Source organism: Flavobacterium chungbukense, assembly GCF_020805785.1.
In the GTDB taxonomy this organism is placed as follows: domain Bacteria; phylum Bacteroidota; class Bacteroidia; order Flavobacteriales; family Flavobacteriaceae; genus Flavobacterium; species Flavobacterium chungbukense.
Genome location: NZ_JAJGZV010000003.1, coordinates 229799 through 254799, shown reverse-complemented (window position 1 = coordinate 254799; position 25001 = coordinate 229799). Strand labels below are relative to the sequence as shown.

At 34.2% G+C, this 25001-nt stretch carries 23 protein-coding genes; 2 read left to right on the top strand and 21 right to left on the bottom strand.

Going from position 1 to position 25001, the window contains the following annotated elements:
* Window positions 1-5: 5 nt before the first annotated feature.
* The 14 genes from nuoL to aspS all read right to left on the bottom strand — a co-directional run bounded on the left by nuoL (window position 6) and on the right by aspS (window position 12896).
* A complete protein-coding gene (nuoL, locus tag LL966_RS11405) occupies window positions 6-1889 on the bottom strand; it encodes an NADH-quinone oxidoreductase subunit L (protein ID WP_229353276.1) in 1884 nt (627 codons plus the stop codon).
* Between the two features lie 6 nt (window positions 1890-1895).
* Complete coding sequence (gene nuoK, locus LL966_RS11400; protein ID WP_008466103.1) at window positions 1896-2216, bottom strand: NADH-quinone oxidoreductase subunit NuoK; 321 nt, start codon at window positions 2214-2216, stop codon at window positions 1896-1898.
* Window positions 2216-2755 carry an NADH-quinone oxidoreductase subunit J family protein gene (locus tag LL966_RS11395; protein WP_091490517.1) on the bottom strand — a complete coding sequence of 180 codons (540 nt, stop codon included), beginning with the start codon at window positions 2753-2755 and terminating at the stop codon, window positions 2216-2218. The genes nuoK and LL966_RS11395 overlap by 1 nt, the downstream gene beginning before the upstream one ends.
* A complete protein-coding gene (locus tag LL966_RS11390) occupies window positions 2756-3301 on the bottom strand; it encodes a NuoI/complex I 23 kDa subunit family protein (RefSeq protein WP_229353275.1) in 546 nt (181 codons plus the stop codon).
* Between the two features lie 84 nt (window positions 3302-3385).
* Window positions 3386-4438, bottom strand: coding sequence for an NADH-quinone oxidoreductase subunit NuoH (gene nuoH, locus LL966_RS11385; RefSeq protein WP_229353269.1), 1053 nt, complete (start codon window positions 4436-4438; stop codon window positions 3386-3388).
* Window positions 4439-4441: 3 nt separating this feature from the next.
* Window positions 4442-5470 carry a 2Fe-2S iron-sulfur cluster-binding protein gene (locus tag LL966_RS11380; RefSeq protein WP_229353267.1) on the bottom strand — a complete coding sequence of 343 codons (1029 nt, stop codon included), beginning with the start codon at window positions 5468-5470 and terminating at the stop codon, window positions 4442-4444.
* Window positions 5471-5563: 93 nt separating this feature from the next.
* Entirely contained in the window at window positions 5564-6934 is a 1371-nt protein-coding gene (gene nuoF / locus LL966_RS11375) for an NADH-quinone oxidoreductase subunit NuoF (RefSeq protein WP_179003261.1), read from the bottom strand.
* Between the two features lies 1 nt (window position 6935).
* Window positions 6936-7466, bottom strand: a complete 531-nt coding sequence (locus tag LL966_RS11370; RefSeq protein ID WP_229353266.1) for a complex I 24 kDa subunit family protein — start codon at window positions 7464-7466, stop codon at window positions 6936-6938.
* 79 nt (window positions 7467-7545) lie between these two features.
* Window positions 7546-8784 (bottom strand): NADH-quinone oxidoreductase subunit D, encoded by a 1239-nt coding sequence (locus LL966_RS11365; protein ID WP_229353263.1) that lies wholly within the window; start codon window positions 8782-8784, stop codon window positions 7546-7548.
* A gap of 21 nt (window positions 8785-8805) precedes the next feature.
* On the bottom strand, window positions 8806-9327 hold the full coding sequence (locus tag LL966_RS11360) for an NADH-quinone oxidoreductase subunit C (protein ID WP_229353261.1): 522 nt from the start codon (window positions 9325-9327) through the stop codon (window positions 8806-8808).
* A gap of 1 nt (window position 9328) precedes the next feature.
* Window positions 9329-9877, bottom strand: coding sequence for an NADH-quinone oxidoreductase subunit B (locus LL966_RS11355; RefSeq protein ID WP_184158426.1), 549 nt, complete (start codon window positions 9875-9877; stop codon window positions 9329-9331).
* A 157-nt stretch (window positions 9878-10034) separates the two neighbouring features.
* Entirely contained in the window at window positions 10035-10400 is a 366-nt protein-coding gene (locus tag LL966_RS11350; protein ID WP_229353259.1) for an NADH-quinone oxidoreductase subunit A, read from the bottom strand.
* A 242-nt stretch (window positions 10401-10642) separates the two neighbouring features.
* Complete coding sequence (locus LL966_RS11345) at window positions 10643-10837, bottom strand: cold-shock protein (RefSeq protein WP_007137066.1); 195 nt, start codon at window positions 10835-10837, stop codon at window positions 10643-10645.
* Between the two features lie 307 nt (window positions 10838-11144).
* The gene (gene aspS, locus LL966_RS11340) at window positions 11145-12896 is read right to left on the bottom strand and encodes an aspartate--tRNA ligase (protein ID WP_229353257.1); all 1752 of its coding nucleotides are present in this window, start codon (window positions 12894-12896) and stop codon (window positions 11145-11147) included.
* A 157-nt stretch (window positions 12897-13053) separates the two neighbouring features.
* Here aspS and LL966_RS11335 point away from each other — a divergent pair, with 157 nt between their 5' ends.
* Both LL966_RS11335 and LL966_RS11330 read left to right on the top strand, forming a co-directional pair.
* Complete coding sequence (locus LL966_RS11335) at window positions 13054-14049, top strand: TlpA family protein disulfide reductase (RefSeq protein ID WP_229353254.1); 996 nt, start codon at window positions 13054-13056, stop codon at window positions 14047-14049.
* Between the two features lie 211 nt (window positions 14050-14260).
* Window positions 14261-14608 carry a toxin-antitoxin system YwqK family antitoxin gene (locus LL966_RS11330; RefSeq protein ID WP_229353252.1) on the top strand — a complete coding sequence of 116 codons (348 nt, stop codon included), beginning with the start codon at window positions 14261-14263 and terminating at the stop codon, window positions 14606-14608.
* Between the two features lie 50 nt (window positions 14609-14658).
* Here LL966_RS11330 and LL966_RS11325 read toward each other — a convergent pair whose 3' ends face one another.
* The 7 genes from LL966_RS11325 to LL966_RS11295 all read right to left on the bottom strand — a co-directional run bounded on the left by LL966_RS11325 (window position 14659) and on the right by LL966_RS11295 (window position 24987).
* Window positions 14659-15771 carry a PepSY-associated TM helix domain-containing protein gene (locus LL966_RS11325; protein ID WP_229353250.1) on the bottom strand — a complete coding sequence of 371 codons (1113 nt, stop codon included), beginning with the start codon at window positions 15769-15771 and terminating at the stop codon, window positions 14659-14661.
* A 209-nt stretch (window positions 15772-15980) separates the two neighbouring features.
* Entirely contained in the window at window positions 15981-17531 is a 1551-nt protein-coding gene (locus LL966_RS11320; protein WP_229353249.1) for a PepSY-associated TM helix domain-containing protein, read from the bottom strand.
* A 5-nt stretch (window positions 17532-17536) separates the two neighbouring features.
* Complete coding sequence (locus LL966_RS11315) at window positions 17537-17836, bottom strand: hypothetical protein (RefSeq protein ID WP_229353247.1); 300 nt, start codon at window positions 17834-17836, stop codon at window positions 17537-17539.
* 20 nt (window positions 17837-17856) lie between these two features.
* Window positions 17857-18189 carry a hypothetical protein gene (locus LL966_RS11310; protein ID WP_229353245.1) on the bottom strand — a complete coding sequence of 111 codons (333 nt, stop codon included), beginning with the start codon at window positions 18187-18189 and terminating at the stop codon, window positions 17857-17859.
* A gap of 63 nt (window positions 18190-18252) precedes the next feature.
* The gene (locus tag LL966_RS11305) at window positions 18253-20697 is read right to left on the bottom strand and encodes a TonB-dependent receptor (RefSeq protein WP_229353243.1); all 2445 of its coding nucleotides are present in this window, start codon (window positions 20695-20697) and stop codon (window positions 18253-18255) included.
* Between the two features lie 189 nt (window positions 20698-20886).
* Window positions 20887-22137, bottom strand: a complete 1251-nt coding sequence (gene odhB, locus LL966_RS11300; RefSeq protein ID WP_229353241.1) for a 2-oxoglutarate dehydrogenase complex dihydrolipoyllysine-residue succinyltransferase — start codon at window positions 22135-22137, stop codon at window positions 20887-20889.
* A 75-nt stretch (window positions 22138-22212) separates the two neighbouring features.
* Entirely contained in the window at window positions 22213-24987 is a 2775-nt protein-coding gene (locus tag LL966_RS11295; RefSeq protein ID WP_229353239.1) for a 2-oxoglutarate dehydrogenase E1 component, read from the bottom strand.
* Between the last annotated feature and the right edge of the window lie 14 nt (window positions 24988-25001).

Sequence of the window (25001 nt, the reverse complement as noted above, 5' to 3'; positions counted from 1 at the left end):
TAATATTATTGAGCTAAAAATATATAGGAAACAATTGCACAAAGTCCTAAAACAAAAACAAATAGATATAATCCTATACTTCCGGTTTGTAATTTTTTTCCTTGAAAAGCAATTTCGTTTGCTATTTTGCCTAATCCAAAAACAGCAGCAGATAATCCTGTCTCGATGTAATCTCTAAAGAATTTAGATAGACTATTAACAGGCGCTACAAATACAGCATCGTAAATTTCGTCTACATAATATTTGTTGTATAACACTTTGCTTAAACCAGTAATGTTTTCATTAGATTCTGGAACATTATCTTGTTTGAAGTATTTTACGTAAGCAATTAAAATTCCAAGTAATCCGCCTAATACTGCAACACCCATTAAAGTGTATTCCGTTGTGCCTAAATGATGTTCTTCGCCAGCCACTTTTGTGAAAAGAGGAGCAAGGTATTCATTTAACCAGCTGTTTCCAGGTAAACTAATTAATCCGCCGAAAGTTGCTAAAATAGCTAAGATGATAAGTGGAATAGTAATTAATGAGCCACTTTCGTGTAAATGATGCTTTTGCTCTTCAGTTCCTCTAAATTCTTTGAAGAAAGTCAAGAACATTAAACGGAACATATAGAAAGCTGTCATGATTGAAGCAATCGATCCAACAACGTATAATGGAATACTGTGGTGGAAAGCTGTCAATAAAATTTCATCTTTAGAAAAGAACCCAGAGAAAAATGGAACTCCTGAGATTGCCAATGAAGAAATCAACATGGTCCAGAACGTAATTGGCATTGCTTTACGCAATCCACCCATGTTACGCATATCTTGTTCTCCGTGTAATCCATGAATTACAGATCCAGATCCTAAGAATAAACAAGCTTTAAAGAAAGCGTGAGTTATTACGTGGAAAACCGCTACTTCGTAAGCTCCAAAACCTAATGCTAAGAACATTAAACCTAATTGTGAAACTGTAGAGTAAGCTAATACTTTTTTGATATCTGTTTGAACTAATCCGATTGTTGCTGCAACTAACGAAGTAATTGCTCCAATAATTGCAATTACACTTTGAACATCTGTTGCAAGGTCAAAAACAAAATTTAATCTTGTTACCATAAAGATACCAGCAGTTACCATCGTTGCCGCGTGGATTAATGCTGATACAGGAGTTGGTCCAGCCATCGCATCAGGTAACCAAGTGTATAACGGAATTTGAGCAGATTTACCACAAGCTCCAATAAACAAACATAAAGCTGCTAAAGAAAGTAAAGGTAAATTTAAGTTTGAAGCTCCAGCAATTGCCGTTTTTAAAGTTGCATAATCTAATGTAGAAAACATCGAACCAATGATGAACATTCCGATTAATAAACCTAAATCTCCAATTCTGTTCATGATAAAAGCTTTTTTCGCAGCATCATTGTAGTCTTGGTTTTTGTGCCAGAATCCAATTAATAGGTAAGAACAAAGTCCAACGCCTTCCCATCCGATGAAAAGAACTAATAAGTTGCTTCCAATTACAAGTGTAATCATGAAGAATACGAATAGATTTAAATAGGCAAAAAACTTATGCATATTTTCATCATCATGCATGTAACTGATAGAGTATAAGTGAATCAAAGATCCAATTCCAGTTACAAAAAGTAACCAAAGAACAGATAATTGATCTAATAAAAATCCAAGATTGATTTTTAAGTTGCTGATTTGAATCCAATCAAATAAAGTAACTTCGATTCCTTTTCCAGTTGAAGTTATTTGATTAAAAAGTAGAACAGAAACTACAAAAGAAATTGCTACGGCTATAGTTCCGATTGCGCCAGAAACTGTTTTTCCTAAGCTTTTTCCAAAAAAGACATTTACTAGAAAACCTAGTAAAGGAGTTAAAACTAAAATTAAAGCTAAATTGGTATCCATTTCTGATTATCCTTTTAAATTTTTTAAATTATCGATACTAATTGATCCGATATTTCTAAAGATAGAAACTAAAATGGCCAATCCTACCGCAACTTCGGCTGCAGCAACCGCCATCGAGAAGAATACAAAAACTTGTCCTTGCGCATCTTGATGATAAGTTGAAAAAGCAACAAATAAAAGGTTCACCGCATTCAACATAATTTCGATAGACATGAAAACGATAATTGCATTTCGTCTGTACAATACACCAAAAATACCAATACAGAAAAGTACAACACTTAAAAAGATGTAATTTTCAATACCTATTTGATTTAATATATTACCCATTATTTATTTAATTTTTCTTTTTTAGACAATAGAACTGTTCCAATCATAGCAACCAAAAGTAAGACAGAAGCAAATTCAAACGGAACCATATATTCGTCCAATAATATTTTACCTAAAACTTTAATTGATTGGAAATCTTCTCCAGTAGAATCGTATTCACCTACAATTGGTTTTGAGTTAATAAAGATTGTAATCAAAACGATCAATATTAAACAGAAAGAAACAATAGCTCCTAATCGTGTAATTCTAGGACGGTGAACTTCTCGTTGTTCGTTAAGGTTCATCAACATGATCGTAAATAGGAACAGAATCATAATAGCTCCAGAGTAGACTATTATATGAACAACAGCTAAGAATTGAGAATTTAATAGTAAATAATGACCAGCAATCGAGAAGAAACAAATTACTAAGTAAATCGCTGAGTGAATTGGGTTTCTGCTGAAAATAGTTAAGAAAGCTGTAATAACAGTAATAAACGCTAAAAAGCAAAAGATAACTTGTACAGTTGTTGCGTGTGCAAAATCAGGAATATGTATCATTTAGTTAGCGTTTTTAAGTTGAGCATTTTTCATGGCCATTTCTAAAGGCATTACTAATTTGTCTTTCCCGAAAATAAAATCTTCTCTTTCGTAACTAGCAGGAACTAATACTTTAGAAGTAGTTAAGTAAATAGCGTCTTTTGGACAAGCTTCCTCACATAAACCACAGAAAATACAACGAAGCATATTGATTTCGTAGATTTCTGCATATTTTTCTTCTCTATATAAATGTTTTTCATCAGGTTTGCGTTCAGCAGCTTTCATAGTAATTGCTTCTGCAGGACATGATAAAGCACATAATCCGCAAGCAGTACAGTTTTCACGGCCTTGCTCATCACGTTTCAGCATGTGCTGACCACGGTAAACTGGACTCATTTCGCGAACCTGCTCAGGATAGTGAATGGTAACTTTTTTTCTAAAAAGGTGTTTCACAGTAATAATCAAACCCTTTACAATCGCCACAAGATACAATCGCTCAATAAAAGTCATGTCCTTATTTGACACCACTTTTTTTCTACCCGATAATGATATAGTTTCTATTGACATTTTTACTAGTATAGTTTATGATTCAAAATTTGATTATTCAAATTCAAATCTATTTTGTTTTTTATTTAAAGCTAATTACGGTTCTTAGAATCCTAAGTAAGCTGCAATATCGTGTCTTAATATTACAATTCCAGTAATCATGATATTAATAATAGAAAGCGGAATTAAAATTCTCCAACCTAAGTTCATTAATTGATCATATCTAAATCTTGGAATTGTCCAACGAACCCACATGTAAAAGAATATGAAGAAACATATTTTTACAAATAGCGCTGCAATTCCTAATAAGTTAGCTGTGTTTACACCAACATTGTCTACCATCCATTGCATTCCTGGATAGTTGTATCCACCGAAGAATAAAACAGAAATAATAGTTGAAGAAATAAACATACTTGCGTATTCAGCAAACAAATAGAATCCCATTTTCATAGATGAATATTCTGTATGGTAACCTCCAATTAATTCGTTTTCACATTCTGCTAAGTCAAACGGAGTTCTGTTAGTTTCCGCAAAAGAACAGATTAAGAAAATTAAGAATGATAACGGCTGATAAAAAACATTCCAGTTCATTCCTTGTTGTTGTAATGAAATTTCTTTTAAACTCATTGTTCCAGTCATCATCAATAAAGCAATCATTGATAATCCCATGGCAACTTCATAAGAAACCATTTGAGATGCAGCACGAATAGCTCCCATCAATGAGAATTTATTATTAGAAGCCCATCCACCAATCATGATACCATAAACTCCAACAGATAAAACTCCAAAAATGTATAATAGAGCAATATTTACATCGGTTGCCTGAAGTATAATGTCTCTTCCGAAAAGGTGCAAACGATCTCCCCACGGTATTACAGCACTTGTCATTAAAGCTGTACTCATTGCAATTGCAGGACCTACAAAAAATAAAATTCTATTAGGAGTATTAGGCTCAAATTCTTCTTTAGAGAATAATTTCATACCGTCTGCAAGTGGCTGTAGTAAACCTCCCCATCCAGCGCGGTTTGGTCCAACACGGTCTTGCAAGAAAGCAGCAACTTTACGTTCAGCCCAAGTAGAATACATTGCCATAATCATTGTTACCGCAAAAACGACAACAATAACAACACTTTTTTCTATAATAAATGCACTTTCCATTTCTTATTTTTTATCGTTTGTATTTAATGGAATTGATGCCATACTAATTTTTTTACGGTCAATATCTCTACCTAAAAGGATATTCTTTTCAGTATCGATTTCAACTTTCTCTAATTTTTGAGTATAGTTATTTTGGTTGATAACAGAATCTTTTTCAAATTCTCTTGGTCCTTCAATAACCCAGTCTTTTACATCTTTGTGATCAAAACGACAGCTGTTGCAGATAAATTCTTCTACTTCGTGGTACTCATCTTTACGACCAGTTACACGCTGAATTTCTCCACCAAACATCCAAACAGTAGTTTTACCGCAGCATCCAGGAGTAGTACATTCTCTGTGTGCATTATAAGGTTTGTTAAACCAAACTCTTGATTTAAAACGGAAAGTTTTATCTGTTAAAGCTCCAACCGGACAAACATCAATCATGTTTCCAGAAAATTCATTGTCGATTGCTTTAGAAATACCAGTTGAAATATTAGCGTGATCTCCACGATCTAATACTCCGTGAACTCTATTGTCTGTTAATTGATCTGCAACTTGTACACATCTTTGGCATAAAATACAACGGTTCATATGCAGTTGAATATTTGGACCAATATTTTCTGGCTCAAATGTTCTTTTCTCCTCAATATAACGTGATTTCGGATTTCCGTGCTCAAAACTTAAGTTTTGAAGATCACATTCACCAGCCTGATCACAGATAGGGCAGTCTAATGGGTGGTTGATCAATAAAAATTCTGTTACAGATTTACGCGCTTCGGTAACTCTGGCAGAAGATTTACTATTTACTTCCATTCCGTCCATACATCCTGTTACGCAAGATGCCATTAATTTTGGCATTGGTCTTGGGTCAGCTTCACTACCTTTAGAAACTTCAACTAAACAACAACGGCATTTTCCACCGCTGCCTTTTAATTTTGAGTAATAGCACATGGCTGGCGGCACCAAATCTCCACCAATCATACGTGCAGCCTGCAGGATCGTTGTTCCTGGCTCTACGTCTATACTTTGACCGTCTATGGTTACTTTCATCTCTTTATGATTTGAATGTTGAAAGTCGGAATATTGAAAAGAATTGCTGTCCTTTTTAACATTATGAACTTTATAACTTTCTGCTTTTTATTTTTATACGATTACTTTACCGCCTACTAAATGCTTTACTTGTGAAAAAGGTTCAGCAACAAAGTGATCTCTATTTTTGATTTTTTCTGGGAAACGAACGTGATATTCGAACTCATCTCTAAAGTGACGAATTGCTGCAGCTACTGGCCAAGAAGCAGCGTCACCAAGCGGACAAATTGTGTTTCCTTCAATTTTACTTTGAATGCTCCACAATAATTCGATATCTTCTTCACGGCCTTGACCGTTTTCGATTCTCCATAAGATTTTTTCTAACCATCCTGTTCCTTCACGGCAAGGTGTACATTGTCCGCAAGATTCGTGGTGATAGAAACGAGCAAAGTTCCAAGTGTTTCTAACAACACAAGCTGTATCGTTATAAACAATAAATCCTCCAGAACCTAACATAGATCCAGTAGCAAAACCACCATCACTTAAAGATTCGTAAGTCATTAATCTGTCTTCGCCGTTTGCTGTTTTGAAAATCAATTCAGCTGGTAAAATCGGTACAGAAGAACCTCCTGGTACAAATGCTTTTAATGGACGGCTTGAAGACATTCCTCCTAAATATTCATCAGAATTCATGAATTCGTCAACACTTAAACCTAATTCAATTTCGTAAACACCTGGATTTTTGATGTGACCTGAAGCAGAAATTAATTTAGTTCCAGTAGAACGTCCAATACCAATTTTAGCATAATCATCTCCAGAATTGTTTACAATCCACGGCACAGTCGCAATTGTTTCAACATTGTTTACCACAGTTGGATTTGCCCAAAGACCAGAAACTGCTGGGAAAGGTGGTTTAATACGAGGGTTTCCTCTTTTACCTTCCAATGATTCGATTAATGCTGTCTCTTCTCCACAGATATACGCTCCAGCTCCACAATGAACGTGAAGTTCAAGATCATAACCTGTTCCTAATATATTTTTTCCTAACCATCCGGCAGCTTTTGCTTCGGCGATCGCTCTTTCTAAAATTTTGAAAACCCACATGTATTCTCCACGAATGTAGATGTAAGATAGGTTGGCACCCAAAGCGTAACTTGATGTAATCATTCCTTCGATCAATAAGTGAGGGATGTATTCCATCAAAAATCTATCTTTGAATGTTCCAGGCTCAGATTCGTCTGCGTTACAAACTAAGTGTCTCGGTCTTCCTGATTTTTTATCAATAAAACTCCATTTCATTCCGGCAGGGAAACCTGCACCACCACGACCACGTAATCCTGATTTTTTTACTTCTTCTGTAACTTCGTCTGGAGTAAGTGTTTTTAAAGCTTTTTCTACAGAAGCATATCCGCCATTTTGACGATAAACTTCGTAGGTTTTGATTCCAGGAATATTGATTTTATCTAATAATATTTTTTGTGACATCTTATTTATCGTGTAATATTATTTTATCCTCTTTACAATCAGCGATTAACCGATCGATCTTTTCTTCTGTCAATTTCTCTTTGTAGAAATCGCCCAACTGCATCATTGGAGCGTATCCACAAGCACCTAAGCACTCTACACCAGCAATGGTAAACATTCCGTCTGCGGTTGTTTCGCCCATTTTAATGCCTAATTTTTCAGAAGTGTAATCCATTAAATTTTCGGCTCCGTTTAAACAACAGCAAGAAGTCTGGCAAAATTCAAACATATACTTACCAATTGGCTTCTGGTTGAACATCGTGTAGAAAGTAACCACCTCATAAACCTCGATCGGTTTTATCTGAAGAATCTCGGCAACTTTATCTTGCAATTCAATACTAAGCCAGTTGTTGTGTGCATCCTGAACTTCGTGCAAAACAGGCAATAAAGCCGATTTTTGTTTGCCCTCAGGATAATGACTAATCAATTCATTGATGCGATTCATCAATGCCTCAGTCATGTTTATTTCTTGTTTGTAATGTTTTCTTTCCATTTTATTCTTGTTTTGCCACAAAGGCGCAAAGGCACAAATTTTTTAATCTAAATTTTATCTTCTAAAATCTAAATTTATTTTAGGCGTCTAGTTCTCCTGCAATTACATTCAAACTTGAAAGGATGATAATTGCATCTGAAAGCATCGCGCCTTTAATCATTTCTGGGAATGCTTGATAATAAATAAAGCATGGTCTTCTGAAATGTAATCTATATGGAGTTCTACTTCCGTCTGTTACTAAATAGAAACCGATTTCTCCATTTCCTCCTTCAACTGGGTGGTAGATTTCTGCAACTGGTACAGGAACTTCTCCCATTACAATCTTAAAGTGATAAATTAAAGATTCCATAGAAGTATAAACATCTTCTTTTGGAGGAAGGTAGTAATCTGGAACTTCAGCATGATATTCGTTTCCTGGAGGCATTTTTTCTAATGCCTGACGAATAATGCTTAAACTTTCCCAAACTTCAGCATTACGAACACAGAAACGATCGTAAGTATCTCCTGATTTTCCAACAGGAACAATAAAATCGAAATCTTCGTAAGATGAGTAAGGTTGTGCAACACGTACGTCATAATCAACTCCAGCGGCACGTAAGTTTGGACCTGTAAATCCGTAAGCCATAGCTTTTTCGGCAGTGATTCCACCTACATTTACAGTTCTATCAAGGAAAATTCTATTTCTCTCGAAAAGGTTTTGGAATTCTTCCCAAACTGGAGGGAATTCTTCTAGGAATTTATCTAGTTTTTTGAAAACTTCTGGAGACCAGTCTCTTTCAAAACCACCAATTCTTCCCATATTTGTAGTCAAACGAGCTCCACAAATTTCTTCGTAGATTTCGTAGATTTTTTCTCTAAATTGAAAAACGTATAAGAAACCAGTATACGCACCAGTATCAACACCTAAAATCCCGTTACAGATAATATGGTCGGTAATACGAGCCAGCTCCATAACGATAACTCTTAGATATTGCGCTCTTTTAGGAACTTCAACTCCTAATAGTTTTTCTACTGTCATCCACCATCCCATATTATTAATAGGAGAGGAGCAATAGTTCATACGATCTGTAAGAGGTGTAATTTGATAAAAAGGACGATTTTCGGCAATTTTTTCGAATGCTCTGTGGATGTAACCAATTGTGGGTTCAGCCTCAAGAATTTTCTCACCATCCATTAACAGGATATTTTGGAAAATACCGTGTGTAGCAGGGTGTGTCGGACCTAAATTCAGTACAGAAAGTTCGCTTCCGTCTTCGTTTAGTCTCTCCTTAATTATTTTAGCATAGCGATGCTCTGGTGGTAATAATAGTTCTGACATTTTATAATGTTGAATTATTTTTTAGCAATTTGTTGTTGTTCTTCCAAAGAATCTGTCGTCTTTGTCCGTTCTTCCGCTGTCTTCCATTGGGAATTCTTTTCTCATTGGGTGTGACTGCATTTCATCCATATTCAAAATACGTTTCAATTGAGGATGTCCAATAAAGTTAATCCCAAAAAAATCGAATGTTTCTCTTTCCATCCAGTTAGAAGACAAGAAAATATTTGAAACTGATTTAATTTCTGGTTTTTCACCATTTAAGAAAACTTTGATTTTTAATCTTTTGTTTTCGTACCAGTTATGCAAGTGGTAAACTACTGCAAACTGACGTTCACTCTCATTATCTGGGTAATGAATACCACATAAGTCAGTTAAGAAATGAAATTTTAATTCTGAATCATTTTTAAGAAATAGAATCAATGCTGTAATTTTATCAGCAGAAGCTTCTAAAGAAAAAATATCACTTTCTTGCTGGAAGTTGAAAACATCGTTATTAAATGTTTCAGTAAGTTTATCTTGAATCAGGGTGTTTTCTAAGGCCATCTTATGAGATATTATATGAAGCTAATAATTCTTGGTATTCTGGTGAGCTTCTGCGTCTCACAGATTCGCTTTTCACCAAGTCTTGAAGTCTCATTACTCCGTCTACAATTTGTTCTGGTCTTGGCGGGCAACCTGGTACATATACGTCAACAGGAATTACTTTGTCAATTCCTTGTAAAACAGAATAAGTATCAAAAATACCTCCTGAAGAAGCGCAAGCTCCAACAGCGATAACCCAGCGAGGTTCAGCCATTTGTTCGTAAACTTGTCTTAAAATCGGAGCCATTTTTTTTGAAATAGTTCCCATTACTAATAACATATCTGCCTGACGAGGAGAGAAACTCACACGCTCAGAACCAAATCGAGCTAAATCGTAATGAGATGCCATTGTTGCCATGAATTCGATACCACAGCATGAAGTCGCGAAAGGAAGCGGCCATAATGAGTTAGCTCTTGCTAAACCAACAACATCACTAAGTTTTGTAGCGAAGAAACCTTCACCAGTAACTCCTTCTGGCGGTGCAACCATATTTACTTTTGAATCGCTCATTTTATTTTAGATTTCTGATTTTAGATTTTAGATTTTTTGAAATCTTAAAAAGTAAAATCAATTTTTTAAATCAATTTTTTGTTGAGGATTAAATTTTAAATTTTAATTCTAAATCGGTTAAATCTAAAATCAGAAATCTAAAATCTAAAATCTCTAATTATTCCCACTCTAATGCCTTCTTTTTGATGATGTAGAAAAAACCAATCAAAAGTAAAGACATGAAAACGATCATTTTTAACATTCCTTCAATTCCTAAATCTTTGAAGTTTACTGCCCAAGGATAAAGGAAAATTACCTCTACGTCAAACAATACGAACAAAATGGCAACAAGGAAATATTTTACAGAAAAAGGAATACGGGCGTTACCAACAGATTCGATACCACATTCGAAGTTTTTATCTTTAACTTCAGAGTTTCTTTTAGGGCCTAATTTTCCAGAGATAATGATTGTTCCTACCACAAAACCAACAGCTAGAATAAACTGCATTAAAATAGGAATGTAACTGTATTGATCGGATTGCATAAACTTCGGTTTTATACTTAAAAAATGAGCCACAAAGATAACTTGGAACTCTGTAAAACACAAGCTAAAAAAGGTTTTAAGTAGGGTGCGAAACTGCGTTTATGCCTAATTTTTATTGATTATAAATAACATGAGGGTATTTTAATATTTTTTTAAGATTTGTCCAAAAAAAAACGTCCCGATACTTCGGGACGTCTTCTGAGACCATTCAGAGGCAAAAAAAATAAATTGCTATATTTTTCTTAGATTACTGCTACTTTAGCAGCAACTTTCCCTTTTCTTCCTTCTTCTTCTTCGTAGCTTACACGGTCACCTTCGCGTAATTCTTCCGCGTTAATTCCTGAAGCGTGAACGAAGATGTCCTTTCCTGTTTCTTCGTCTGTAATGAATCCATAACCTTTAGACTCATTGAAAAATTTTACTGTACCTGTACGCATTGTAATTGTAATAATAATTTATAATAAAACAAATGTAACATATAAAATCATACAAAAGACATGTACGTGTTAATTTTTTGTAAAAATTATTGATTTCCAGTGTTTTTACGTGGTTTATTGCATCAAATTTTATATGAAATACGATAATTTAAGAATCATTAATTGTAAGAATATTAAAAAATTTAATTTGTAGGAATTTCATATTGCGAAAAACGAAAATTTTAAGATTATTTCTTCATTTTTTGACAGAAAAAAAGCGACTGAGAATTTTCAGCCGCTTTTTTATACTTTTTTTTAAGATTTTATCTTAAATAGAATCGATTTTAATGTGCAATTCTTTTAATTGAGCATCATCAATTGCAGCTGGTGCATCAATCATAACATCACGCCCAGAATTGTTTTTTGGGAAAGCAATAAAATCTCTGATGGTTTCTTGACCGCCTAGAATAGCAACTAATCTGTCCAATCCAAATGCTAATCCTCCGTGTGGCGGAGCTCCAAATTGAAAAGCGTCCATTAAGAAACCAAATTGTGCTTTTGCTTCTTCTTCGGTAAATCCTAAATATTTGAACATTAATTGTTGTGTTGCTTTATCGTGAATACGAATTGATCCACCACCAATTTCATTTCCATTCAACACCATATCGTAAGCATTTGCACGAACTTTTCCTGGTTCTGTTTCTAACAAAGCCATGTCTTCTGGTTTTGGAGAAGTAAAGGGATGGTGCATAGCGTGATAACGGCCGCTTTCTTCGTCCAATTCCAATAACGGGAAATCTACAACCCATAATGGAGCAAATTCTTCAGGTTTACGTAATCCTAAACGAGTTGCTAATTCCATACGAAGTGCAGAAAGCTGTGCACGAGTTTTATTTGCAGGACCAGAAAGTACAAAAATCATATCGCCAGGATTTGCTTCTGTTGCTTTTGCCCAATTTGTCAAATCATCTTGATCGTAGAATTTATCTACAGATGATTTGTATGTTCCGTCTTCGTTGCATTTTACGTAGACCATTCCAGATGCTCCAACTTGCGGACGTTTTACCCAGTCAATTAATCCGTCAATTTCTTTACGAGTATAATTTCCTGCTCCAGGAACTGCGATTCCGACAACTAATTCTGCTGTATTGAAAACTGGGAATTCTTTGTGCTGTGCAAATTCGTTCAATTCGCCAAACTTCATTCCGAAACGAATGTCCGGTTTGTCATTTCCGTATGTTTTCATAGCATAGTCGTAAGTAATTCTTGGGAATTTATCTACTTCGATACCTTTGATTTCTTTCAATAAATGTCTTGTCAAACCTTCAAAAACATTCAAAATGTCTTCTTGTTCCACAAATGCCATTTCGCAGTCAATTTGAGTAAACTCAGGCTGACGGTCTGCACGCAAATCTTCATCACGGAAACATTTCACGATTTGGAAATATTTATCCATTCCACCAACCATCAAAAGTTGTTTGAAAGTTTGTGGAGATTGCGGTAATGCATAAAACTGACCTTCGTTCATACGACTTGGTACAACGAAATCTCTTGCTCCTTCTGGAGTCGATTTGATTAAATAAGGAGTTTCAACTTCGCAGAAATCTAAATCAGATAAATATTTACGAACTTCCATTGCCACTTTGTGACGGAATAATAAGCTATTTTTTACTGGATTTCTACGGATATCTAAATAACGATATTTCATTCTGATATCTTCACCACCGTCCGTTTCATCTTCAATAGTAAATGGAGGCGTTAAAGCGGTGTTTAGAATAGTCAATTCAGAAACTAAAATTTCGATTTCACCAGTAGAAATGTTTTTGTTTTTTGCTTCACGCTCAATAACAGTTCCTTTTACTTGAATTACAAATTCTCTTCCTAGAGTTTTTGCCAATTCAAAAACAGTTTTATCGGTACGGCTTTCGTCAAAAATAAGTTGTGTAATTCCGTAACGGTCACGTAAGTCAACCCAGTTCATAAATCCTTTATCGCGTGATTTTTGTACCCATCCCGCTAGTGTAACTTCCGTATTAATATTTGAGGCATTTAGTTCGCCGCAATTATGACTTCTATACATGATCTAAATTTTAGACTGCAAAAGTAAACACAAAATTCAAATTAATATAGTAAAGTGATAAGTTGATGCATAATAATTTCAAATAAATTGTTAATTGTGAAATTTCGAAGCTTTAATTTTTTAGTTTTGATTCTCTAAAAAACAAATAATAATATCCATGAAGAAACTTTTTGTTGCTGGTTTGGTAATTTTTAATGCTTTGAACGTTATAGGACAAAGCGCTAATTCGATTAAATTCACTGCTAAAATCGAAAATAGAAATAGTGATACGTTAACTATTAAAGGAAGAGATAATTTTAAACAAGTAATTCCAATTGATAAAAAAGGAATTTTTGCTGCAACTTTTGATGCTCCAAAGGGATTTTATATGTTTTCTGATGGAAAAGAATCTTCAAATCTTTATTTGAAACCAAATTCTGAAGTTAATCTAACAATGAATGCCAAAGAATTTGATGAAACGATTGTATATAAAGGTAAAGGTGTAAATGAAAGTAATTTTTTAGCGCAGCAAGCTTTAAGAGATGAAACTTTTCAGAATGATGCTTTCAAAAAAGAGGAAGGAGAGTTTGCGGTTTTATTGGATACGAAATTAAAAAAGGACACAGAAAGTCTTGAGAAAGGTGATTTCGATCCTGAATTTAAAGCTGCTTTAAAACGTAGCTTTGAAAGTTTCCACCAATATGCAACAGAAGATTATGAGAGAGTTGCTAAAGCAAATAAAATGATTGGAAAACCATCTCCTGGTTTTGACTATGAAAATTTTAAAGGCGGAAAAACAAAGCTTTCTGACTTGAAAGGAAAATATGTTTACATTGATCTTTGGGCTACTTGGTGCGCGCCTTGTAGAGCTGAAATTCCATACTTGCAAAAGATTGAAGAAAAATACCATGGAAAAAATATTGAATTCGTGAGTATTTCTATCGATAAGTTGAAAGACAATGAAAAATGGAAAAAATTTGTAACCGATAAGCATCTTGGCGGAATACAGCTTTTTGCTGATAAAGATTGGGAATCTGAATTTGTTATGAATTATGGCGTAACCGGAATTCCAAGATTTATTTTGATCGATCCACAAGGAAATATTGTTAAATCTGATGCTCCTAGACCATCTGATGCTGAGTTAGATAAACAACTTAGCGCTTTATTGAACTAAAATATTTACGAAATTTACAACGTTATCGTTAATTTCAGTTTTTTATAAAATACCAGTAAAACCAGTGCTTTAGCGCTGGTTTTTTCGTTTTATCTACTTTTCCAATGTTAAGTTTTTACTCAATGTTATCAAATTGTTAAGTAAAAGTTTTTTTAATGTAAACTATTAACTATATTTGATAACAATTTGATAACATTTAATACCTAAAGATATGAAAAAGTGTGTGATTTTAGCGGCTGTGTTATTCTCTGGAATTTTATCAGCACAAGAAGGTAAACCTGAGTTAGAAACTGTTGGAAATAAAGTAAAAGCTACTTATTATTATAACAATGGTAAAATACAACAGGAAGGCTTTTTTAAAGATGGGAAATTGGACGGTGTTTGGGTATCTTATGATGAAAGAGGGAATAAAACTGTAGAAGGTGAATATACTGAGGGATTAAAAACTGGAAAATGGATGTTTTTCAATGAAAAAAATCTTACCGAAGTAGCTTACGCTGACAGTAAAGTGAGTTCAGTTAAGAATATCCAAAAAAATGCTGTTGCCAACAGAAACTAATTAAGAATATTTCTTAGATAAATTAAACCGTTCTTTTAAGGACGGTTTTTTTATGCTTTAATTTTTTTGCTTTTGAAATTTCTTCCATACCAAATTATAAATCCTGTTACAGGAAGTGCCGCAGCAAATAAACTGACGATAAAAGCAATAATTTTTCCCGGTAAATCTAATACTTGACCAGTATGAATTCCATAATTCATTTCTACTACTTGCAAACCGAAACTTTTATTTTCAAAAGGTTGTTTCTGAAGTAGTTTTCCATCATTTGGATGAAAGTAATAATTGCTTTGATGATCATATCGTAACGTATGCGGATATGCGCCTGTACTGATAATATTACCTTTTTGCTGCGGAATTAAAACAAACATCATTTCTGCATTTGGTTGCAGTTTTTTAGTTTGAATAAATGCAAGATCAATTGCTTTTGTAGCATTTATTTTGAATTTTGTGGTGTCAACAACAGGAAGTTTAGTTTCCAAAGCTTTGTCTCCTCCAAAATTAACGGATTTATAAATTCCGTCCCCAACCCATTCGTACGTAAAGGTAAGCCCAGTTATGGCTAAAATTAAGGCAATAATGGAAATGTAAAAGCCAGAAGTATTATGCCAATCATAATTCACGCGACGCCATTTGGCGGACCATTTTATGGTAAAACTTCTTTTTAAATCAGATCTTTTTTTCGGCCACCATTGGACCATTCCAGAAATTAATAAAAGAATAAAAAGGATAGTCGCACCACCAATAATATGTTTTCCAATATAATCTGGAAGCAGTAAGTACAAATGAATGTATTCAACAATAATGAAAAAATCGGTTTTCGGATTTTCTGTTTTTAAATATTTTCCGGAGTACGGATTAAAATACAGATATAAGTTTTCAGAATCAGAATACGTGTAGACAATTGCAGAACGGTTTTTCCCATAATAAGAAACCATACTTACTTTATTCTTCGGAACAATTTCTTTTGCTTTTTCTTCTAAAACGGAAGGAAGAAGAAATGGTTTGTTTTGAGCTTCAACCAAACGCCATTCTTTTCGTGTAATGTCTTTTATTTCATCATGAAAACAGAAAATACAGCCCGTAACACTGATTATAAAAACAATTAGCCCAGAAATTAATCCGAGCCATTTATGCAGAAAACGTATTTTAGTTTTGAAACCCATTTTTTGATTAAAAGCGTAAAAGTATGCTCAAAATCTATATGGGACAAATTATTCTAAATAATTCGTGGGGCAATCATGAGAAAAGATTAAATGTAGAAAAATATAAATCTCGCAAAGACGCAAAGTCTCAAAGTTTTATTTTAAATAGTTCTTTGCGACTTTGCGTCTTTGCGAGATTAAAAAAATGTGCTTAGTGAAGAAAAACTTAATTAAGCAACCGCTTTTTTAGGTTTTAAATGATAGGCAACATATAATGAAATTGAAGCCAAGAAAATCCAAAAAACATCAATAAAGAAAATCTGAATTTTGTTGTTCATAAAAGAATTCCAAAACCAATCTCCAGAAACAATTCCGTTTGTAATTGGAATTAAGAAACCTAAAATACTACCAGAAATCAAGCAAGCTTTGTTGGTAAATGAATCGTTCTTTTTTATAATAAAGAAGATTGTTAGCAATAACCAGCCTCCGAAATAAAGTGTAAATAAATTGGATTGACTTAATGGATAGAAAATTTTGCTTCCGATAAAAGCCAAAGCCGTAATTGGGTACATACTCAAACAGATCGCCAAATAAATACGAACAACAGCTGCATTGAAACGTCTTTTCTTTTCAGGTATATTATTTTTCTGTCTGGCAACTAGCCAAATCATAACTCCAGAAATAATTACAAAACAGGTTATAATTCCTAAAATGAAACTTACGATTTTTAAAGCATAACCACCATAATCCCCAAAATGAATTCGATATAAAACATTTTTTACAACATCTAAATAACTCGTTTGTGCGATTGGATCTTTTTTTGCAATTTCTTTTCCATCAGAAATTCGATAAACTACTTTTCCGATTCCAGTAAATTTTTTATGACTTAATAATTCTCCTTCAACCAAAACGTGCATATTGGCATCGCCGTAGTTTTGAATGAAAACACGGGTAATTTCAAAATCAGACCAATTCTTTTTTGTTTTGGCAACCAGTTCGTCAATATTAAAAGGAGTAGCTAGTTTTTTATTTTCAAATTTAAAATCGGGATCGGTATATTCTAGTTCTTTATATAATTTATCTTGATCTCCATTGTACAAGGCCATTACTGCTGGCGCAACAATAAGAAGTTTTATCATAAAAAAAGCTCCTGTAACTGCGTAAACAAATTGAAAAGGCAGACCAATCATTCCTAATGCAGTGTGCGCATCTGTCCAAAGTGTTTTTAGTTTTTCTTTCGGACGGAAAATGTAAAAGTTTGAAACAATTTTATTCCAGTGCAATAAAACTCCAGTTACAATTGCAAACAAGAAAAACAAAGCAATAAAACCTGATAAATAATATCCAATTGGATAAGGAATTTGTGCCAAGAAATGTAATCGGTATAAAAGTTCACCTAGTGAATAAGATTCTTCGTAAGTAAAAGATTTATAGCTTTTAGGGTTTAAATAGAAAAACTGACCTTCTTTTTGTTTTGCTGGAGCCAAAGTATCTTTTGTTCCCTCCATATAAACGCCAACTCTTTCTTCTATAGAAGGTTTTGAGATGGTAATATTTCGACCGTGCAAAATATATTTTTTATCCAAATGCTGGAGAGCTTTGTCGTAGTCTAATTGAATTTCTCTTGTAATTGCGGTAGATTCACTTCTTTCCCAATTGATGATTTCATCTCTAAAAAAAGAAAAAGATCCAGCAAAGAAAATAACAAAAAGAACCACACTGATGACGATTCCGCTGACAGTATGAGTGTGAAAATAGATATTGTAATGACGGTTGTTCATAAAAATTATTTCGCCGTGTTATAAGTTTGACCCAAATAAATAAAAAGACAGAAAAGCAAAGTAAGAAGTATGTAAATTCCCCATATTTTCCAGCCGCTTTTGGCTAAAAAAGCAATTACCATTAGAGCTACCCAAAGAATAAAACCACTAAAAGCCATTGTTATAAGCACATCTGCACGATTAAACCAAGAAGCTAAAGCCAAATGAAAAGTAACAGAAACAAAGTATCCTCCTAAAATTGCGGCTGTAATTTTAGAAAAGCGTGGCCAAAAAGCAGGATTTAAATATTTTGAATTAGCTGGCATATTGTATTTTGAAAATGATATTAGTTATAGTAAAGTTCTAATAGCGCGACAAAAACAAGCAATGCTAAAAGTGCTTTGCTGTTTACTTTTTTTAATGGTTGAAGAATCACGATCAAACTTCCAATGGTCATTAATTGAATAAAAAACATTAAAGTGCCACAGCCTAGTGATTGTGTCACAAGCCACATTGCATAAGCGGTTACAAGAAGTGATAATCCGATGAGTTTAGTTGGTTTTGGATTATCTTTCATCCATTTTTCAAAACCTAAATCATACGACAATACAGCTCTTTTTGAAGTGTAATAAAGCGTGTAAAAAGCTAAAAAGACAATAAGACTGGCAATTGTAATCATAATCTTTTAAAATTTAAAAAACACCTTTCTTTTATTAGAAAAGTGTTTTTTATTGATTTTTTATTAGAATTTATAAGAGAAACTTGCAGCAAAAGTTCTAGGATCTTTAGGATGTATAGTTGACCATCCGTCATAGATTTCTTTATTTGCGATATTGTTTAGTTTTAATGTAATACCAAATCTTTCCGTATTATAAAATAAAGAAGAATTTAGCACGGTATATTCTGGAATTGTAAATGTCCCTGAAACTTTTCTATTCATGATTTTGTTATCTCCAACATAGTTTCCTCCAAATCCTAAACCAAAACCTCTCAAGGTTCCGCTAGTAAATTTGTAGCTAGCCCATAAGTTTGCCATATTGTAAGCTCCTGAGCTCTCAGGTCTGAATCCTACGAAATCAGCATCACCTTGAGTTAAAGTAGCGTCATTGTAGCTGTATCCAAGAATAATATTTAGACCTGTAACAGGGTTAGCAATAATTTCAGTTTCAAAACCTTTATTGTGCTGACCACCGTCTTGATAGTTTATTACGTCAGTTGCATTAGGTCTAACGCTATAAGCTTGATTAGAAACTTTAATGTCGTAGTAGCTTAAAGTAGCGTATATTTTGTCTCTAAAAATGTTCAATTTTGTTCCGAATTCGATTTGGTTAGCATGTTCAGGATCAAATGTAACAGGAGTTCTCACTGTTCCATTAACATTTTCGCCTGGTGCTACGTTTGAGAAACCATTCATATAGTTTGCGAAAATAGATACCTTATCAATTATAGGTTGATATACCAATCCAAATTTTGGAGAAAAAGAAGTTTGGTTATAATCATCAGCATCTGTCGAAACATCTCCGCTGTTCATGAAACGGTCGGCACGTAAACTTACCATTGCAGAAAAAGCTGGAGTAAAGTTAATTACATCAGAAAAGTAAGCGCTGTAAACTTCTTGTTTCGTTTTAGCGTTGTTTCTTGGAGCATTTCCTACTATTGCGTCAGACCCCGCTTTTGTTAGATCTCCTGTATCACCGTTTGATGGTCCGAAAATGGCATTGAATGATGCTAAATCGTCTCCAATATAAATATAACCATTACCAAAGTATCCTGTACCGCGATCAAGACCAACTCGATTGTAATAATCTAAACCAACAACAAGCCTATTTCTTAAGTTTCCGATTTTAAAATCACCAATAAAGTTTTGTTGAATATCAAATGTTGTGTTTTTGTTGTCTTGGTAATTAAAATATCTTGCCAAAACAATTCCATCTTGAATTGGCGTAGATGCTGTTCCTTCATATAGATAAGCGTAATTTCCAGTTGACTTGGCTTGACTAGTCGAGAAAATCGTTTGAGAAGTCCATTGGCTAGAAAGCTTATAGTTCATTTGTGCCTGAATATTGTAAGAAGGCGTTTTTATTGTTAATTCGTCGCTCGTATAAGAACGTTTGTTGTCGTATTTTAATTCAGCAATATTGTGAACTCTTAACGGATTTGCTCTATCTAAAAACAACATGGTTGGGTTTGTTGTTTCATTGCTCATGAATTCTGTATTAACTAAGAAAGATAATCTATCATTCACTTCATAAGATAAAGATGGCGCGATAAAATAAGATTCTCTAAAACCAGCATCCTGAAAAGTATTTTGTTTGTTGTAGGCAGAGTTAACTCTAAAATTAAGTGTTTTTTTGTCGTTAAGGCCTGTATTAAGATCTGCAGTTACACGGTTTAAGCCATAGCTTCCAACAGTATAATTTACTTCTCCTCCAAAACCTTTATAAGGTCTTTTTGTTGTAGTATTGATTAATCCTCCATAAGAAATTAAACTGCTTCCAAATAAAGTTCCAGATGGTCCTTTAATAATTTCAACTCTGTCAATGTTAGCAGGATCTAGACTACCGTTTGTTAGACCCGGTACACCATTAACGATAGTTGCCTGAACAGGAAATCCTCTTAAAGAGTAATAACTTGCTCCATCTCCTCCACGACCTGTAGCAGTCCAAAGTTGTGTAATTCCTGGAGCATTTTTTAATGCATCATCAAATGTTGTAACTACTTGTTCTTTTAGTACGCCTCCTGTAATGGTAGTATAAACTTGTGGATTTTCAAGATTTTTAAGTGGTAATCTTGAAACTTGTTGGTTGTCTTTGCGTGCAAAACTATTTTTACGGCCATTTACAACTATTTCTGTTAGTTCTTCTGAATTTGAAGTAATATTGAAATTTTCAGTTAATTCTTGTCCTTCAGCAATAGTAATCTTTTTTTCTATTGTGTTGTAACCGACAGCTGAAACTTTTAAGGTGTAAGTTCCAGGTTTAATATTTTTGATTTTATAATTACCTTCTTCGTCAGCAATTGTTCCAAATCTTGTGCCTTTCAATGCTAATGAAATTCCTTCAGGAGATTCGTTAGTATTTAAAGATATTTTACCTTTTACAGTTGCTTTTTCTTGAGCCACAGCAGATACGCAGGTCAATAAAGCAAAACAAAAACTCAAAAGAGAAATCGTAAATTTAAATTTCATTTTTATTTAGAATTGATTTTAATAGCGCAAATGTAATAGTTGAATGTTTATCACGCAAGCTTTATTTTTATTTATTCCAAATTAAATGCCTTAATTTTTGTTTAAAATTAACTTAATAAGAATAGGACTAAAAAAAGAAACCCCTACTCTGGAAAGAGCAGGGGTTTATGTAAGGAAAGTGTTTTAGAATTATAGTTCTAAAGCACGTTTAGCATCTCCATTCATTAATAATTCTACTGGATTTTCTAAAGCTTCTTTTACAGCAACTAAGAAACCAACAGACTCACGTCCGTCGATAATTCTGTGATCATAAGAAAGCGCAACGTACATCATTGGGTGAATTTCAACTTTTCCGTTTACAGCAATTGGACGCTCAATAATGTTGTGCATTCCTAAAATTCCTGATTGAGGAGGGTTGATAATTGGAGTAGATAACATACTTCCGAAAACTCCACCATTTGTAATTGTGAAAGTTCCTCCAGTCATATCGTCAACTGTAATTTGACCATCGCGAGCTCTTAAAGCTAATCTTTTGATTTCAGCTTCAATTCCGCGGAAAGTTAACAATTCAGCATTACGAACAACAGGAACCATTAATCCTTTTGGTCCAGAAACTGCGATTGAGATATCAGCAAAATCGTAAGCGATTTTGTAATCACCATCCATCATTGAGTTTACATCTGGATATAATTCTAAAGCTCTTGTAACTGCTTTTGTAAAGAATGACATGAAACCTAAACCTAAACCACCATGTTTAGCTTTGAAAGCATCTTTGTATTCGTTACGAATTTGGTTGATTGGCGTCATGTTTACTTCGTTGAAAGTAGTAAGCATAGCTGTTTCGTTTTTAGCCGAAACTAATCTTTCTGCTACTTTACGACGTAACATAGATAATTTTGTACGCTCAGTTCCACGGCTTCCACCAGTTGGAGTTCCCATAGAAGGTACTGCATTTACAGCATCGTCTTTAGTGATTCTTCCTCCTTTACCAGTTCCTGAAACTGTTGCCGGAGCTATATTTTTTTCATCTAATATTTTTCTTGCTGCAGGAGATGGAGTTCCAGCTGCATAACTTGTAGCTGCTGGAGCCTCAGCTTTTACTTCTGCCTTTGGAGCTTCAGCTTTCGGTGCTTCCGCTTTCGGTGCTTCCGCTTTTGGAGCCTCAGCTGCTGGAGCTGCTGCTGCGTCACCTGCCGGTTTTGCTGCATCAGTATCAATTAAACAAACTACAGCACCAACTGCTACTGTGTCACCTTCTTCAGCTTTTAGTGTAATTACACCGCTCATTTCAGCAGGTAATTCAAGAGTAGCTTTGTCTGAATCAACTTCAGCAATTGCCTGATCTTTTTCTACATAATCTCCGTCTTTTACTAACCAAGTTGCAATTTCAACTTCTTTTATTGATTCCCCTGGTGATGGGACTTTCATTTCTAAAATCATCTTGTTTTTGTTTAAGGTTTTTATGGTTTCAATCCCGATAGCTATCGGGATTGAAACTTGAAACAATTTTTTTAATTATCTAAATAAATTTTTATCGAATACCATTCTAATTGCATCTGCATGACGACGTTTTGCACGTGTATAACTTCCAGATGCTGGAGCAGCGTATGCTTTTAATGAAGCCAATCTCCATTTTACAAGATCAAAGTTCATTAACATAAAGCTATAAGCTCCCATGTTTTTAGGTTCTTCTTGCGCCCAAACGTAATCATCTGCATTTGGATATTGTGCAATAATTTCTTTGATTTGCTCAACTGGGAAAGGGAATAATTGTTCGATACGAACAACGGCAACATCATTTCTTCCGTTGTTTTCTCTTTCAGCAACAATGTCATAGTAGAATTTACCAGTAACAAAAACTAATGTTTTTACTTTCTTTTTATCTACTGTATTGTCATCAATTGTTTCTTGGAAACTTCCGTTTGCTAATTCTTCAACTGTAGATACGCATCTTGGATCACGTAATAAACTTTTTGGAGAGAAAACGACTAAAGGTTTACGGAAATTAGTTTTCATTTGTCTTCTTAACAAGTGAAAGAAGTTGGCTGGCGTTGTACAATCTGCAACATACATATTTTGTCTTGCACAAAGTTGTAAGTAACGCTCCATTCTTGCAGAAGAGTGTTCTGCACCTTGTCCTTCATATCCGTGAGGTAATAATAAAACAATACCATTTTGATTGTTCCATTTGTCTTCTCCACAAGAAATATATTGGTCAATCATGATTTGGGCTCCGTTAGAGAAATCTCCAAATTGTGCTTCCCAGATTGTTAAGGCTTTTGGATTTGCTAATGCATATCCGTAATCAAAACCAAGAACTCCGTACTCAGATAAAAGTGAATTGAATACGCCGAATTTTCCTTTTTTGTTTTCTATAGCATCTAATAGAATTACTTCTTCTTCAGAATCTTCTACTTTAACAACGGCATGACGGTGAGAGAAAGTTCCTCTTTCAACATCCTGACCAGAAATACGAACATCAAATCCTTCTGTTAAAAGCGAACCGTAAGCTAAAGCTTCTGCAGTTCCCCAATCAACAGTGTTATTATCGTAACCTGTTTTTCTATCGGTAACAATTTTAGTTATTTTATTGATAAACTTTTTGTCTTCTGGTAAAGTTGAGATTGTGTTGATAATAGAATCCAATCCTTCTTTAGCAAAAGTAGTATCCACTTTTTGAAGCATTTGTGTATCTGTTACCTGAACAAATCCGTCCCATTCGTTTTTCATGAATGGAGTAATGATTGTTAAATCTTTTTTACGAGAAGCTTCTAAGTTTTCTTCTAAAGCAGATTTGTATTGTTTTTCTAAACCATTTACATAAGATGCATCGATTACGCCTTCAGAAAGTAATTTTTCTGCGTAAATGTCTCTTGGGTTTTTATGTTTAGCAATGATTTTATATAAAACTGGTTGAGTGAAACGAGGTTCATCACCTTCGTTGTGACCGTATTTTCTGTAACCTAATAAGTCGATAAATACATCACGTCCAAATTGCATTCTGTAATCTAATGCAAAAGATACAGCATGTACAACAGCTTCAGCATCGTCAGCATTTACGTGTAATACTGGAGATAAAGTTACTTTAGCAACATCTGTACAATAAGTAGAAGAACGAGCGTCTAAGTAGTTTGTTGTAAATCCAACTTGGTTGTTGATTACAATATGGATTGTTCCTCCAGTTTTGTAACCATCAAGCTGTGCCATTTGAATGATTTCATATAAAATACCTTGACCTGCGATTGCAGCATCTCCGTGCACCGCGATTGGCAATACTTTAGAGAAATCATCAGCATAATATTTGTCTTGTTTTGCTCTTGTGATACCTTCAATTACAGCTCCAACCGTTTCTAGGTGAGAAGGGTTTGGTGCTAAATTGATGTTGATGCTTTTTCCTGATCTTGTTTTTTTGTCAGCCGTAAGACCTAAGTGGTATTTTACGTCACCGTCAAAATATTCCTGATCGTAATCTTTACCGTCAAACTCACCAAAAATATCTTGAGTTGATTTGTTAAAGATGTTTGCCAAAACGTTCAAACGGCCACGGTGAGCCATTCCCATTACGAATTGTTCAACACCTTTTTCAGCAGCTTGTTCGATTAAAGCATCTAAAGCTGGGATGATAGATTCACCACCTTCTAATGAGAAACGTTTTTGTCCAACATATTTAGTATGAAGGAAGTTCTCAAAAGAAACAGCTTCGTTTAATTTATTTAAGATTGTTTTCTTTTCTTCTGTAGAGAAATTTGGCTGATTTACATTTACAGCCAATTTATCTTGAATCCATTTTACAACGCCAGGATTTCTAATGTACATATACTCAATACCAATATGCTGGCAGTAAATAGCTTTTAGGCGATTTACGATATCTTGTAAAGAAGAAGGCGCTAAACCGATTGTTTGAGCAGCATCAAAAACAGTCGAAAGATCAGCTGAAGATAAACCGAAGTTTTCGATATCCAAAGTCGGAGATGAAGTTCTACGGTCACGAACTGGATTTGTTTTCGTGAATAAATGTCCGCGCGTACGGTATCCGTCAATTAATTTTAAAACGTTGAATTCTTTCTTTAGTTTTTCTGAAACTTGACTGTAATCTGTATTGTCGCTAGTCACGTACTCAACGATCGTTTGCACAGGGTTTTCGTCGTTATAAGTCGTTTGTCCAAAGTCAAAACCTTGAAAGAAACTTCTCCAGCTAGGCTCAACGCTGTCTGGGTTTACTAAATATTGATCGTATAATTGTGCAAAAAACTCGGTATGCGCTGCGTTTAAAAATGAAAACCTATCCATAATATGAGTGAATA